A 15,161-nucleotide genomic window follows, 5' to 3' on the forward strand; every position below is an offset into this window, starting at 1 on the left:
ATAACATCCCGCCATAAAAATTGTCTTAAAATAGCTATTGGCTTAAATCTGATACTGTACCCATTCCATTTAAAGAGAATCTGAATGTTCTGGATTAATGGCATTGAACAAAGTTTGATTTCAGCTTCAGACCGCTCTGTTCAGTTTGGTGATGGCTGCTTTACCACCGCAAGAGTCTCTGATGGTCGTGTTGTCTGGCTTGATAAACACATATCGCGCTTACAGCAGGCCACTAAGCGGCTATTCATGCCCACTGTAAATTGGAGTGCCCTGACCAAGGAAATGGTTGAAGCGGCAAGTCATACTGAAGATGGTGTGCTGAAGGTGATTATCAGCCGGGGAACTGGAGGGCGTGGTTACAGTGGTACCGCATGCCAACACCCGACACGAATTATGTCTCTCAGCGACTATCCGGTTCAATATGATAGTTGGCGTGAGCGCGGGATCTCGCTGGCACTGAGCCCGATATGCTTGGCGCGAAGTCAATTGCTGGCAGGTGTTAAGCATCTGAATCGACTAGAACAAGTCTTGATTCGTGCGCATCTTGAACAGACAGATGCGGATGAGGCGCTGGTGCTTGACACTGAAGGCATGCTGGTGGAATGCTGTGCGGCTAATTTATTCTGGCGTAAAGGTGATAAGATTTTTACTCCGGACCTGAGCCAATCAGGTGTTGATGGCATTATGCGCCAAAACATTATAGCGTGTTTGGCTGCGCGGGGCAGGCACGTCGCAATTGTGGCGCAACCGGTGAGTGTGCTGGCTGATGTCGATGAGGTCATTGTGTGTAACGCACTGATGCCGCTACTGCCGGTGAGCCGTGCCAATGAGTGGGTTTATCACTCGCGGCAGTTGTTTGATTTTCTCAATCAACATTGCTGTGATGTATGAATGACAGTGTTTATGACGACCTTTAATGTGAAGATGGCCGCCCGATGAAAATAAAAAGCACCAGAGCGTTAATCCTGTTTGTTGTTATCTGTTTAGGGTTGCTGCTATTGGGTTACCAGAGAGTACAAGAGTTCGCGGACCAGCCGTTGGCTATTCAGCAAGAAACCCTTTTTAAACTGCCAGCGGGAACGGGGCGGGTTGGATTGGAGAATTTACTGCAACGCGACCATCTGATTAAAAGCACTCGCTGGTTCCCGTGGCTTCTGCGCCTGGAGCCTGAGCTGGCTCAGTTTAAAGCCGGAACTTACCGCTTTACCCCCGGTATGACCGTGCGCGGTATGCTAGAACTGCTCGCCAGCGGTAAGGAAGCACAATTTACAGTACGCTTTGTTGAAGGCAAGCGGCTACGCGATTGGCTGGATGAATTACAGCAATCAAAATATATAAAGCATGTGTTAGACGGTAAAAGTGATGCTGAAATCGCAGTCTTGCTGGGATTGAACGACACTGAACACCCTGAAGGGTGGCTCTACCCTGATACTTACTCATACACTGCTGGCACCACCGATTTGGCATTGCTCAAACGCGCCCATGCAAAAATGGAAAAAACGGTTGATGAAATTTGGCAAGGGCGAGACAAGTCGTTGCCGTACAAGACCCCCAGCGAGCTGGTTACCATGGCGTCAATCATTGAAAAAGAAACAGCGGTAAATGAAGAAAGAACCAAAGTCGCCTCGGTCTTTATCAACCGCTTGCGCATTGGGATGCGCCTGCAGACCGATCCGACGGTAATTTATGGTATGGGTGACAAGTATAATGGCAACATTAGTCGTAAAGACTTAGATACCCCGACGCCTTATAATACTTACACTATTTCCGGCTTACCGCCGACGCCGATTGCTATGCCGGGGCTGGCATCGTTAACTGCGGCTGCGCATCCGGCCAAAACGCCTTATCTGTACTTTGTAGCCGACGGCAAGGGCGGTCATACCTTTACCACTAATTTAGCCAGTCATAACCAAGCGGTACGGGTTTATCGCCAATCGCTAAAGGATAAAAATGAACAGTAAATTTATCGTTATTGAAGGGCTTGAAGGGGCAGGGAAAACCACCGCCAGAGATACAGTGGTTGCCACATTACGTGCCCAAGGGATTAACGATATTGTCTTTACCCGCGAGCCGGGGGGGACGCCACTGGCGGAAAAGCTACGTGATTTAATTAAGCAAGGCATTGATGGTGAAGTCCTGACGGATAAAGCTGAAGTACTGATGTTGTATGCAGCCCGCGTACAATTGGTTGAAAATGTGATTAAACCGGCACTGGCTCAAGGGTGTTGGGTGGTCGGTGACCGCCATGATTTATCATCACAGGCTTATCAGGGGGGAGGTCGAGGGATTGATAGTCAACTCATGGCCTCATTACGTGACACAGTATTGGGTGAGTTTCGCCCCGATTTGACTCTGTATTTGGATCTACCACCGGTTGTTGGCCTAGCGCGTGCCCGTGCCCGTGGTGAGTTAGATCGTATTGAACAAGAGTCATTGGCTTTTTTTGAGCGTACTCGTGCACGCTATCTTGAATTAGCTGCCGCAGACTCCAGCATCAAAACTATTGATGCCTCCCAACCTCTGGAGCAGGTTAGTGACGCTATCAGCCAGGCACTTAAGCAATGGTTGGCACATCTGGAAACGGCATAATGAAATGGTATCCATGGCTGACCGCGCCTTATCGTCAATGGGTAGGGCAGCAGATTGCCGAGCGTGGTCATCATGCATTATTGCTACATTCTTTGCCCGGAAATGGTGAAGAGGCGTTGATTTATGGCATTAGCCGCTGGTTGATGTGTCAACAACGTCAGGGCGAGAAAAGCTGCGGTGAATGCCACAGTTGCCGGTTGATGTTGGCGGGTAATCATCCTGACTGGCATGTGCTGGCACCCGAAAAAGGCAAAAGTAGCATCGGCGTTGAACTGGTACGCCAGCAAATTGAAAAACTTTATTCTCATGCCCAGCAAGGCGGCGCAAAAGTCGTCTGGCTCCCTCATGCTGAATTGCTGACCGATGCAGCAGCGAATGCTTTGCTGAAAACGTTAGAAGAACCACCAGAGAAAACCTATTTCCTGCTGGATTGTCATCAGCCCGCCAGTTTATTAGCTACCTTGCGCAGCCGTTGCTTTTACTGGCACTTGGCTTGCCCTGATACCGTGTTGAGTCTGCAATGGCTTAATCGACAGATTCAGGCTGAACCGGTCTCAATGCTCGCCGCTCTAAAATTGAGTGAAGGTGCGCCGTTGGCGGCAGAACGTTTGTTGCAACCGGATAACTGGGCTATCAGAACTTCTCTGTGCAGCGTACTGAGCAACGCACTGCACAGTACGGATTTACTGTCGTTGTTACTACCACTTAATCATGATGACGCGCCAGAACGTTTACAATGGCTCTCCTCGTTGGTGTTGGATGCTTTGAAGTGGCAACAAGGTGCAGGGGAGTTTGCCGTCAATCAGGATCAATTGCCGCTGGTGCAACAGTTGGCGCAAATGGCGACCACACCGGTATTGCTTCAATCAGCAAAAGCGCTGAGTCATTGCCGCCATCAATTATTATCTGTGGTCGGTGTTAATCGTGAATTATTACTCACCGAGCTACTGCTCAATTGGGAAACGGCCCTGACGACAGGCGCTTATTCCTCCTCATCCTCATTAGATATCTAGAAAACTTGGATTATTATGTTGTTAGTCGATTCTCACTGTCATCTTGATAGCCTTGATTACCAAACGCTGCACAGCAGTGTTGATGATGTATTGGCCAAAGCGAATGCGCGAGGTGTCGGTTTTGTGCTGGCGGTAGCCACGACATTGCCGGGCTTTTCGGCCATGACATCCCTCATCGGAGAGCGGAAGAATGTCGCATTTTCCTGTGGTGTTCACCCGCTGAACCTTGATGGTGGCTATGATTTTCAGCAACTTGAACATTTGGCGGCAGCAGATAATGTGGTTGCAATGGGCGAGACTGGGCTGGATTACTTCTATCAGAAAGACAATATCCCGCTACAACAAGCCTCTTTTCGCGAGCACATACGTATTGGTCGTAAATTAAATAAGCCAGTGATTGTGCACACCCGCGATGCTCGTGAAGACACATTGGCCATTTTGCGCGAAGAGCAGGCGCAAGACTGCGGTGGCGTTTTACATTGCTTTACAGAAGATAAAGCGACTGCAGCCACTTTGTTAGACTTAGGTTTCTATATCTCTTTCTCAGGGATCCTCACATTTCGCAATGCCGAACAATTGCGCGATGTTGCCCGTTATGTGCCGCTGGACAGATTACTTGTTGAAACGGATTCACCTTATCTGGCTCCCGTCCCTCATCGTGGTAAAGAGAATCAGCCAGCCTATGTCCGTGATGTTGCAGAGTATATGGCGGTACTGAAAGGCGTGAGTTTGGCATCATTGGCTCAGGCCACCACAGATAACTTCTGCCGGTTGTTTCATCTGGAATCATCGAACCTCTCCAGTGATTTGCCCCAACTTCCTTAATAATACTTTTTTTTAAGCTCGTAATTAATCGCCGAAACGAGTAATGTTCTCACCCGATTTATTGGGTGAGGGCAGGTCTTGTTGACGTTTTTTTACAAAAAATGCGCGATTTGAACCAAATTAGGCGCTTTCTTGAAAGAAACGTGACTGCCATCAAACATTAAGCAGGCTATTTATTTTACTCTTCGTAAAAATTAAAAGGGTGCTTTAGACACCCTTATTCGCAAAGGCTTACTCCCCCCTTTGTAACGCCAATAAACGCGAGAAAAAGCAGAAAAAAGCACTATTACTCAGGAGCTCACTCAACTATGTTTAAGAACGCATTTGCAAACCTACAAAAGGTAGGTAAATCGCTAATGCTACCGGTATCCGTTTTACCCATCGCAGGTATTCTGCTGGGTGTCGGTTCCGCGAATTTTAGCTGGCTACCATCGGTAGTCTCTCACGTAATGGCAGAAGCGGGCGGTTCCGTTTTTGCTAACATGGCATTAATCTTTGCTATTGGCGTTGCACTTGGCTTTACCAATAACGACGGTGTGTCCGCGTTAGCGGCAGTTGTTGCTTATGGCATCATGGTGAAAACCATGGCTGTTGTCGCACCGCTGGTCTTGCATTTGCCAGCAGAAGAAATTGCTGCCAAGCATTTAGCGGATACCGGGGTACTGGGTGGGATTATTGCAGGTGCAATAGCCGCTTATATGTTTAACCGCTTCTACCGTATTCAGCTACCTGAATATTTGGGCTTCTTTGCGGGTAAACGCTTCGTTCCGATTATCTCTGGTTTTACCGCGATCTTTGTGGGCGTGATTCTGTCATTCGTATGGCCGCCTATCGGTACTGCGATCCAGACATTCTCTCAGTGGGCTGCTTATCAGAACTCAGTCGTTGCCTTTGGTATTTACGGCGTTGTTGAACGTGCGCTAGTTCCATTCGGTCTGCACCATATCTGGAACGTACCATTCCAAATGCAAATTGGTGAATACACCAATGCGGCAGGTCAGGTATTCCACGGCGATATTCCACGCTATATGGCGGGTGACCCAACTGCGGGTAAATTGTCTGGCGGCTTCCTGTTCAAAATGTACGGCTTACCTGCAGCTGCGATTGCAATTTGGCACTCCGCTAAACCGGAAAACCGGGCAAAAGTGGGCGGGATCATGATCTCCGCAGCACTGACCTCATTCTTAACCGGTATTACCGAGCCAATCGAATTCTCCTTCATGTTCGTGGCGCCAATCTTGTATGTTATCCATGCAATTCTGGCTGGTCTGGCATTCCCAATCTGTATCCTGCTTGGGATGCGTGACGGTACCAGCTTCTCCCACGGCTTGATTGACTTCGTCGTCCTGAGCGGTAATAGCAGCCGTATTTGGCTGTTCCCTCTGGTGGGTATCTGCTACGGTCTGGTGTACTACACCATCTTCCGTGTGCTGATTGCTAAACTGGATCTGAAAACACCAGGCCGTGAAGACAACGCGACTGAACAAACTGTACAGGGCAGCACCGAAATGTCAGCTGCACTGGTCGAAGCGTTCGGCGGTAAAGAAAACATCACTAACCTGGATGCTTGTATCACTCGTCTGCGCGTCAGCGTGGCGGATGTTTCCAAGGTTGACCAAGCGGGTCTGAAGAAATTGGGTGCTGCGGGTGTTGTGGTTGCAGGCTCAGGCGTTCAAGCCATCTTCGGGACTAAATCTGATAACCTGAAAACAGATATGGACGAGTACATCCGTAACCATTAATTCAGGTCAGGGGAGTGCAAAAGGGAGGCGAAAGCCTCCCTTTTTTTGTGCTCAGAAAATTTCAATAATTCTTAAGAACGCTATATTTCTCTACGAGTTCTTAAATTTCTTGATGAATATTTTTTGTGCGGGAAAATCGATTAGTAAGGCAAATTTATCAAGAAAGTTTTTCCCGATTAGCCCATCTGTATCCATCTGATTAAATGTTCCGTCTAACAGAACTGCTTTAAAATTAATTTCCTTGGTGCCCATTTCATTAAGTTGGAAATCTGATGCGACACATCCTTCATGTTTCATCCCCGTCATGACTTCTTGGCAGGATATGCTAACAAACGGGTTTTTAATTCTTTCTTTCCAAAATACAGAGACGGTTGCGCCAGTATCAACCACCATGTTGTATTCTTTTAAATTCTTCAACACGTTGATTGCAATCCCTTCTTGCGTCATTCGTAACGGCAGTGAGATCCATCCATCAGCCATATTAATGCCTAACGCTTGGGTAGTATCAGCAACCGACAGCCGCTGATTTTTGTAATCAATAAGCACCGCCTTTTCCTTGAATAAATCCAACCCAATCATCATGGTATGAGGAATGATGCTATCTGATGTGAGAGGCATTCCTCGAGGGGTAGCCAATGATATTCCTTTCACATCCTTAAATGTCATGCCATTAATCGAAAGTTGTGGAATATGGAATTTATCGTTTAAAAATATTTTCCCTGTCAAGTCAGTCGTGCGCTGTTTACCGGGTTCTGGTATTAAGCCGGGAAGTTGCGCCATGACATCCTTGAATAAATGTAGGGCAATGGTGGCGCCAGTATCGATCATAAAAGTTTGTCGCATGCCGTTGATTTCAACATTGACCACTGGTACTGAAGTGTCATCCCATTCAAAAGGCATATGCATGACCGAGTCGGCAGTGTGAGCTGCGGGAGCCGCCAGTGAAAATACGGAGAATAAGAGGCTAATTATCATCGTTCTGATATATTTATTGGATAAAAAAAGCATGAGGATTATCCTTTTCCATTTCAACATTTTTGCTGAGATCAAATACCCTATCCGCCATGGCAATCATTGTTGGGCGGTGGGCGATAAAAACCCGGGTTATGTTCAACGCACGTATCGAATCATTAATTCGAGTTTCGTTGTCGATATCCAAGTCACTGGTTGCTTCGTCAAGAAATAATATTCGTGGGCGTTTATATAAAGCTCGAGCCAGAGAGATACGTTGGCGCTGCCCACCGGATAGAGTGTTCCCCATGTCGCCGACCATCGTTTCATACTTCATTGGCATGGCTTCAATCTCAGAATGAATTGATGCCATGCGAGCACATTCAAATACCCATTCATTTTCAGGATGAATATCAAATGAACTGATGTTATCAAGCAAGGATCCGGCAAAGAGCCTATCCTCTTGTAATACATAGGCAATGCTTTTACGGTAGACGCCTAAACCCAATCGTTGTACATCTACGCCATCTAATAAAATAGAGCCACTTTCCTGAGGCGCTAAACCCCCCATTATTTTAAGGAGGGTTGATTTACCGCAACCCGATGGCCCGATTATGGCAATGCTTTCCCCGGCCTTGATAGACAGAAACACATTTTCAAATACGGCGGGTTCACCGTCGCCATAGCGATAACTCAGGCCCTTAACTTCAATGTCGCCAGCAATGGTATTGGGCGTAGCCACATTTTTCTCACCTATTTCAAGCTCTGGAAGGGCAAGCGCGACGTCGGAGAGACGCTCACTGTGCATATCAATCAAACGTAGTTTGATAATAGAATCAATGACTCGTATGGCTCGAGTGATGTACATATCCGAATAAATCAAGAAAGCAAACAGCATGCCTGTAGTCGCCGTGCCTTCACCGATCAGTTTAGCTCCTAACCATAATGTTATCGCCGAGGACAAGCCGATTAACAAAAGACCTATAGTCTGTGTCGCCAGATCTATTTTAAAAAGGTAGGCTTTGGCATTAGCTTCATCGATAACTAAATTGAGCCAATCAGATCGCCGACGTTCAACTAGATCAAAGATTTTGACGCACGCGATTCCGCGAATGGTTTCGAGGAAATGCGACTGTTGTTTAGCTTCGTGAGCAATAGCTTCCAGATTGGCAGAACGATAGGCACCAAAAAGAAAGAATTTGATGGCAGCATAGAGAACGGATATCAATACAACAATGACTACGAGCTGGCCATTATAGGCCCACATCAGAAAGAACAGCCCAATGATCACCACAATATCCAGCAGCGATGCCACCATTTCCGCGGTAAAAGCATCTTGCACAACTGACAGCGAGTTAAAGCGTGAACTGACATCACCAATATGGCGCTTTTCGAAATAGGACACAGGTAATCGGATCAAATGACTAAAAAGTCCAGAGTTCCATTGGATGCCCAATGTGTATTTAACAGAGATAACCGCCCAAGCTCGAACTAGGCTGAACAAGGCTCTAAAGAGCAATAAAGCAATAATTCCCCAAGTTATCAGTGATACCAAATCAATATCGCCAGACTTTAACACCATATCGATAGTGAATTGAGCTGCCATCGGTACGACCATAGCAAGAAGTTCGATGCATAGCGAAAGGGTTAATACTTGGGTTAAAGCCCGTGGCAACCCTGATACATTTTTGAACATATCCAGCAGCCGAATGGTTTTTTTTTCAGTCCGGCGCTGAAAATTCTGATTAGGCCAAACTTCAAGTGCGATACCGGTAAAATGCTGGGATAACTCAGTAAAAGAAATTCGGCGTTCACCTTTGGCTGGGTCTAGGATGATGGCTCCGTGGCGAGAAAATTTTTTCAGTACCACAAAGTGGTTAAATGACCAATGCAGGATACAGGGGGTTCTTAGCTGATGAGCGCTGTCCATATCAGCCTGCACGGGACGCGAACCTAAGGATAAGCGATCGGCAAGCACGATAAGATTCCGCAAACTCATCCCTTTCAGCGACACTTGAAAGTGTTTACGCAGGGCATGGAGATCCATGTTAAGACCATAATAGCTTGCAATCATCGCCATACAGGCCAGCCCGCACTCTGTTGCCTCGGTTTGCATCACTAGTGGCAAGCGTTGTCGGAGAGGAGAAAAGTAACTTTTCATGCGGCATCTCTCGGCTTACTTTGAGTGGTGATATGACTATTTTTGAGGGGAAAAAGTAACCATTGGTAGAGTGGTCGTTTCCTGATGAAGATATCAGTTTCAACACCGATTCCTGGACGTAGAGGATAGGTTTTCCCTGCCAGAAGTACCCCGTTATTTTTAGGACTCACTCGCACTTGGAAATACCGCAGTGGCAACTGACGAGCCTACCCTCTATTTACATCTAAGTTTTGCTCGATTGAGGTAGCCGAAATTGACTTTACTGTGCCGCTATATTGCCCAAACCATTGGTAGGGGTAGGCGTCGAAGCGCAATCTTACTGACTGGCCCTCACGTAATTCACCGATAGCTTCGGCAGTGGCAAAAATCTCCACTTCGGCGTGCCCCGATGCTGGTACAACACTTGCCAATTCTTGGGTTGCCTGAACAGTGTGGCCGGTTAATCCTGTAATACCGGTTAATGTGCCAGTAATAGGCGATGTTACATGCAATTCTCGTCGCTCTTCAACCGATACTAAATCTTGGTCCAACCGTGCAGTCTGCCGGAGTAACATCTCTAGTGAGGACTCAACCTCGTTGCGAATTACTGCTAGCCTAGCTTTGATGCTGATAATTTCCCCCTGTAGTTTCACCTTTTCTCGTTGGAAGGCAGCAAGCTGAATTGAGGCATTGTAATACTCGGAGCGGCGGCTCATATGTTCTGTTTCAAGGGCTATCCCTTTGTGAACTAATCTCTTGAAGTGCTCTGCTTTTTTCAGTAACCATGATGTTTGTTGTGCTGATTGAGTAAGCAAACCATTCATTTTTTGCAGTTCAACTTCTTTATTTTTTAGGTTCTGGGCAAGAAAGCTTTTCTCGGTATCTGCTGCCGCTGATTTGAGTTTTATTTCTCGCTCAATGGTGGCTTTCTGAGATTTTAATGATGAAGTTATTTGATGTTTTGTGCCGCCATTCGCTGTTTGCGTTTCCATGTTCACGATAAAAATCACCTCCCCTGCACGAACCATTTTCCCCTCCGCAGCGAAGCTGCTGACAATAACTCCATCATGAGAGGGGGTTATTCGCGCCACGGCAGGGTGGTGAATAACGGTACCGGTCAGAGTGACTCTTTGCGTGTAATCACCTACGACCAAAAATGCAATGAGGCCGATAATAAGCGCCAGTGCGAGCATGACCCAAATAGACGCGCCAACAGGGGTAATGACTTGCGGGCTACCTAGCCAATGATGAAAACTATGTTCTATAGCTTCCGGTCTGAAAATAGGGTGTCTATTAATCAATTTGAAGGCGCTCCTTCACCATGTATCCAGTTATTGGCAAATTGATGTCATAATACGTTCTTCCTTGATGCCCATATTCAGTAGATGGGCAGATGCGCGGCTTAGAAAACTTCTTATGGAATAACAATAAACGGACTTGTGCTTAAAGCGCTCTTCAGATGAAAATCGATTGACTAAACGCCCACCGGTACAGATGTTTTCCCAAATACAACCTTTACATTCGTTTGGCAGGCATTGTCCAATGGAAGAATATTCTTGGGCTTGTGGACTATTTAATACATCAGACAGATTGATTTCAGAAATATGGCCAATAGTATTGAATATTCGGTCTGATGTTGATCGTAAGGTATCATCCACACGTATAGAGCCATCTGAGCTGACAGTAAAGGCATATACCCCAGTGATATTTGATGACTGCCCTAAAATACCAATATTTTTTACACCGAGTAGGCTGGCAAAGTGCGTTTGGAAGTGGCGAACAAATATCTTGGGATTATTGTCCTTCACCCACTCATCCAACGCCTCATTGAGAAATCGACCAATTCCGATAGGATCAATATTCACATCGTTGTAAGAGTCATCAGGTATTAGAAAATCAAAACCGTAAACACCCAAATCGTCAACGAAGTGTCGATAGATTTCAGCGTCGTTTGCCTGAGCATTAGCGACACACAAAATTCCAGGGGCGGAGGGGAGCCTACCTTGTTGATAAGCACTTTGAAGCAGACGGAGGCCACGAACAGTGCCTTCATAAGTGCTACGCCCTTTGGTGTCTAGGCGATGACGATCATTAATATGTTTAGGGCCGTCAATTGAGAGACTGACATTCACTGAATACTTTTCGAATAACGATATCCATTCATCGTCAATAAGTATGCCGTTGGTTTGCAATGCGAGCCTGATATTTGAGCCACAATAGTTACCTGAAATTAATTGAATACACATATTGGCGAAGTGTTCTTTTTTCATTAGTAGTGGTTCTCCACCATGAAAATCAATTTGTAAAGTATCAATCTCATACTCCAAACAGGCTCGTTGTAAAAAATTGGCTAGATGACCAATGTTTTTATTGGAAATTCTAGCTGGATTGTTATCAGCATCTGAATTTCCTTTGTTAAATACATAGCAATAATCACAATTTATATTACAGCGCTCACTTATTTTTAAGATTATTTCAAAATGTTTAATCCTTTTTTTTGTTAGTAAATGACCCATACCTCTACACTCCTTCCAGAAATTGAAATTCTGGACTGTAAAGCAAGTTAAATAGGGGCCACCAATTGGTAGCCCCGTCGTTTAGCATTTAAATCTAAAAGCTTCTAGACCAGTTTAAGAACGCATTTACCCAGCCACCAGCGATCTGATCAAGGAGATCATCAGCGAGATGTTGAGGTTGATTTTTTTTAGCTTTATTGGTGCCAATTGCAGTTTTAGTTTCAGTGATTTCTTTTTTTAAACGAGACATAGTGTACTCCTCCATTGATTACTTATGCCAAGAAATCATTTCTTGGTTTAGTCCATTAAGGAAAGTATTTCTTGTTATTATTTATTTTAAGCTATGAATTTATTTTAATTATGTATGTTTAATGTTGTAATTTAATAACCAATACTCTTACTTCCCTTGAAGAGTAAATACCATTCAACCATGATCGCCGTCAAGAAATAATAACGAGCTTTCGCCCTGGTTAACGGCTGTTGCTAAAGGTCGTTGTTAAATCATAAAGTTAATTTTACGCGTTAGTTTAAATGATATTTTTAAATGGAACTTAAATTAAATATTTATATAAAACCACTCGCTATCTTCTGCAATATTAATATTTGCTCTTAATTGATTCTACCTTGTTAATATCAGTCATTGTTATTCTGGCTCTAGCCAAGTGGTTTGGAAATCAAACCAACCGAGGTTATTCAAGTGAGCACCTTGGGCTTGCTCGGGGGCTTTGAGGCGCATCCAGTGGTGGAATAATGGCTGCAACCAGCCAGTGGCAATGACATCTCTGATCAATTGTTCGACGTTGAGGGATTGGTTGCGCCAATCATTGAGGTAGGCTTGTAAACGATCTTCATCACCACCAGTGATGGATTGGCGCAGTAATGGGGAACCCAATAACCAAGCCGCGACATTCCACTCTTCGGGAATAGCAAAATTGACTGTCCCCAACCACAAATCAACATTCGCATCACCGCTGGCCCAAGTGGTGTAATCAAGCTCGGATGCTTCCAGACGGATGCCTTGTGTCGCCAGAATGTGCGTCATTTCCGTCACTAACATGGCATATTCTGGGTGTTGTGCATGATAAGCCAGCGTCAGTACCGGCATTTCATCGGGAGTAACGGGAGGAGTAGTGAAAGGAGAGCATTTATCCCCGGAATCAATGCCGTGAAACCATGTGGGTAACACACTACTCGCAGGGACCCAGAAAGGACGAATAGGGTCAATTAAACGTTGAATGAGATTATAGGGATTGAGGGTTTCTCGTAACCAGCAGCGCTGCTTAATGCTACGCCAGTGTGGCGAGCGGCTATCACACAGTAAAAAGTATCCGCCTCGCTCCAGAAACATTTCTTGCGTTGCATCGGATGGTTTACCGGTCAGGCCAGCAGCAAAACCAGAGACATAATCAATATCACTGATACTGGAACTCAGCCAAGTCGCACTTTGGATATTCGCTATGCTCAGTTGCTCTGATAATGCCTGTGGGGAGGTACTTGGCTGACGGGCTAGATCAGGAAAGATAAGGACTTCAACTTCGTCTAACAGACCACGAAAACCAAAATAGTGGTCAAAAGATTTCATCTGCAAATGCCAGTCATCGTTTTCGGCGACCCGATAGGGGCCGGTTCCTACAGGGTGCTTGGCAAAATCTGGTTGTGAAACAGAGTCTTCAGGCAAAATCAGTGCGCTATGATGGGCCAGCAATAAGGGAAGCTGAGAATCTGGCTGATTAAGCTCAATAACCACCCCCAGCAACCCATGTTGACTAACTTGGCGGATATGTGAAAACAGAGGCAGCTTGGCGCAGCGGGTTAATGAGCTGACGACATCACGGCTGGAAAGCTCTCGTCCATCGTGGAACTGCACCGCAGGGCGTAAATAAAAGCGCCAGTGCAGAGGGGCTAATCTACGCCAACGATGAGCTAAATCTGTCGTTACCTCACCGGTTTCCTCGTCTATTCGCGTCAGTCCATTAAAAATCTGCCGTACTAAATGCCGTTCGGAGCGACGCAGTGGCGTGCCGGGACAAAGGTTTGGCATGGTTCGATAGTAAGGGATACGTAATGCTTGATAGTCATCCCGCACCCGATATCCCAGCTTAGTTCGCAGCAACGGAGTGATAAGCTGTTTATCTTTTCCGAGTAGTGCAATAGCGCCATTAAAATCACCCGCATCAAGCAACTGTTCCGCTTTTTCGATCAATAATTGATGAGTGTTCCGCAATAGTTGCAGATGTGACCGACGGCCACGACCAGCTTCCGCCTGCCAGATTAACCAGCCAGCTTGCTGCATTTGAACTAATAATGTCCGCATGTGGCGCTTGGAACAACTGAGTTTATCGGCGAGTTCTTGCAATGTAATCTCAACCGGCTGTACACCGACCAGGTTCAATAATCGTAAATATTGTTGTTCAAGGCGTCGGCTGGTCATAAAAGAGGAACTCAATTGACGAAAAGTCAGCAGTTTTTAATATCATCTTTTTAGCCGATAATTTTTATCACAGCAAGCTTAATTATTTAAGGTGAGATGATGACCCGATATTTAAACAAAGACACCAAGGTGTGTATTTCTTTGGCTGCTAGACCCAGTAATTTTGGCACTCGTTTCCACAATTTTTTGTACGATGCCCTGGATCTCGACTATCTGTATAAAGCCTTTACCACGACAGATCTGACAGCGGCAATTGGTGGGGTGAGGGCGCTAGGATTTCGTGGTTGTGCCATCTCAATGCCATTCAAAGAGGCGGTTATCCCGATGGTGGATGAGATGGATCCATCAGCCGCAGCAATTAATTCAGTTAATACCTTGGTTAATACGGATGGATATCTGAAAGCGTACAACACCGACTATATCGCTATTGCGAAACTGCTCCAGACCTATCAGGTATCACCCAACAAAGTTTTTGCTTTGCGCGGCAGTGGTGGAATGGCGAAGGCGGTGGCTTTTGCGCTGAAAAATGCCGGTTTTAAACAGGGATTTATTATCGCGACCAATGAAAAGACCGGTAAGCAACTTGCTGAACAATCTGGCTACATCTATCAGCCTGATATGCAAGGTGTGCAGGCCGATATGCTTATTAACGCTACCCCTGTGGGCATGGCTGGTGGCAAAGATGCCGACAACATGGCTTTTACCCAGAGCGAAGTCAATCAAGCGGAGGTTATTTTTGATGTTGTGGCACTGCCCGCCATTACGCCATTAATAAGCGATGCCAAAGCACAAAATAAAACGGTAATTACTGGTGCTGAAGTCTTTGCTATTCAGGCAGTTGAGCAATTTGTGTTGTATACCGGTATTCGTCCGGATCAGGCTTTGTTTGAAAAAGCAGCGGCTTATGCCCGTGGCTGATGATTGAGGTTGAAATCAATAGAAATTGTCGCTCAT

At 45.8% G+C, this 15,161-nt stretch carries 13 protein-coding genes; 7 read left to right on the forward strand and 6 right to left on the reverse strand.

What is annotated here, in order from left to right:
• Nucleotides 1–84 precede the first annotated feature (84 nt).
• From pabC to ptsG, 6 genes are all read left to right on the forward strand, one after another.
• Nucleotides 85–891: an aminodeoxychorismate lyase gene (gene pabC, locus ACIOG0_RS08965; protein WP_050097211.1), complete on the forward strand. Its 807-nt coding sequence runs from the start codon at nt 85–87 to the stop codon at nt 889–891.
• Between the two features lie 44 nt (nt 892–935).
• Nucleotides 936–1,961, forward strand: a complete 1,026-nt coding sequence (gene mltG, locus ACIOG0_RS08970; RefSeq protein ID WP_050097212.1) for an endolytic transglycosylase MltG — start codon at nt 936–938, stop codon at nt 1,959–1,961.
• Nucleotides 1,951–2,589 carry a dTMP kinase gene (gene tmk, locus ACIOG0_RS08975; RefSeq protein ID WP_050097213.1) on the forward strand — a complete coding sequence of 213 codons (639 nt, stop codon included), beginning with the start codon at nt 1,951–1,953 and terminating at the stop codon, nt 2,587–2,589. The genes mltG and tmk overlap by 11 nt, the downstream gene beginning before the upstream one ends.
• On the forward strand, nt 2,589–3,602 hold the full coding sequence (holB, locus tag ACIOG0_RS08980) for a DNA polymerase III subunit delta' (RefSeq protein WP_128450852.1): 1,014 nt from the start codon (nt 2,589–2,591) through the stop codon (nt 3,600–3,602). Before tmk ends, holB begins: the two co-directional genes overlap by 1 nt.
• A gap of 15 nt (nt 3,603–3,617) precedes the next feature.
• A complete protein-coding gene (locus ACIOG0_RS08985) occupies nt 3,618–4,427 on the forward strand; it encodes a metal-dependent hydrolase (protein ID WP_050097215.1) in 810 nt (269 codons plus the stop codon).
• A 308-nt stretch (nt 4,428–4,735) separates the two neighbouring features.
• Nucleotides 4,736–6,169 (forward strand): PTS glucose transporter subunit IIBC, encoded by a 1,434-nt coding sequence (gene ptsG, locus ACIOG0_RS08990; RefSeq protein ID WP_050295343.1) that lies wholly within the window; start codon nt 4,736–4,738, stop codon nt 6,167–6,169.
• A 90-nt stretch (nt 6,170–6,259) separates the two neighbouring features.
• Here ptsG and ACIOG0_RS08995 read toward each other — a convergent pair whose 3' ends face one another.
• The 6 genes from ACIOG0_RS08995 to ACIOG0_RS09020 all read right to left on the reverse strand — a co-directional run bounded on the left by ACIOG0_RS08995 (nt 6,260) and on the right by ACIOG0_RS09020 (nt 14,207).
• A complete protein-coding gene (locus ACIOG0_RS08995; protein ID WP_050097257.1) occupies nt 6,260–7,177 on the reverse strand; it encodes an aspartyl protease family protein in 918 nt (305 codons plus the stop codon).
• Nucleotides 7,158–9,281, reverse strand: a complete 2,124-nt coding sequence (locus ACIOG0_RS09000) for a peptidase domain-containing ABC transporter (RefSeq protein WP_128450851.1) — start codon at nt 9,279–9,281, stop codon at nt 7,158–7,160. The genes ACIOG0_RS08995 and ACIOG0_RS09000 overlap by 20 nt, the downstream gene beginning before the upstream one ends.
• Nucleotides 9,282–9,487: 206 nt before the next feature.
• The gene (locus ACIOG0_RS09005) at nt 9,488–10,453 is read right to left on the reverse strand and encodes an HlyD family secretion protein (RefSeq protein WP_235895313.1); all 966 of its coding nucleotides are present in this window, start codon (nt 10,451–10,453) and stop codon (nt 9,488–9,490) included.
• A gap of 138 nt (nt 10,454–10,591) precedes the next feature.
• Nucleotides 10,592–11,776: a cyclophane-forming radical SAM/SPASM peptide maturase XyeB gene (gene xyeB / locus ACIOG0_RS09010; protein WP_128450850.1), complete on the reverse strand. Its 1,185-nt coding sequence runs from the start codon at nt 11,774–11,776 to the stop codon at nt 10,592–10,594.
• Nucleotides 11,777–11,870: 94 nt separating this feature from the next.
• Nucleotides 11,871–12,026, reverse strand: a complete 156-nt coding sequence (gene xyeA / locus ACIOG0_RS09015; RefSeq protein ID WP_074006888.1) for a XyeA family cyclophane-containing RiPP triceptide — start codon at nt 12,024–12,026, stop codon at nt 11,871–11,873.
• A 393-nt stretch (nt 12,027–12,419) separates the two neighbouring features.
• Complete coding sequence (locus ACIOG0_RS09020; protein WP_128450849.1) at nt 12,420–14,207, reverse strand: SgrR family transcriptional regulator; 1,788 nt, start codon at nt 14,205–14,207, stop codon at nt 12,420–12,422.
• 99 nt (nt 14,208–14,306) lie between these two features.
• Here ACIOG0_RS09020 and ACIOG0_RS09025 point away from each other — a divergent pair, with 99 nt between their 5' ends.
• Complete coding sequence (locus ACIOG0_RS09025) at nt 14,307–15,125, forward strand: shikimate 5-dehydrogenase (protein WP_128450848.1); 819 nt, start codon at nt 14,307–14,309, stop codon at nt 15,123–15,125.
• Nucleotides 15,126–15,161: the final 36 nt, after the last annotated feature.

It is taken from the genome of Yersinia vastinensis, from assembly GCF_044905075.1.
GTDB lineage: Bacteria > Pseudomonadota > Gammaproteobacteria > Enterobacterales > Enterobacteriaceae > Yersinia > Yersinia vastinensis.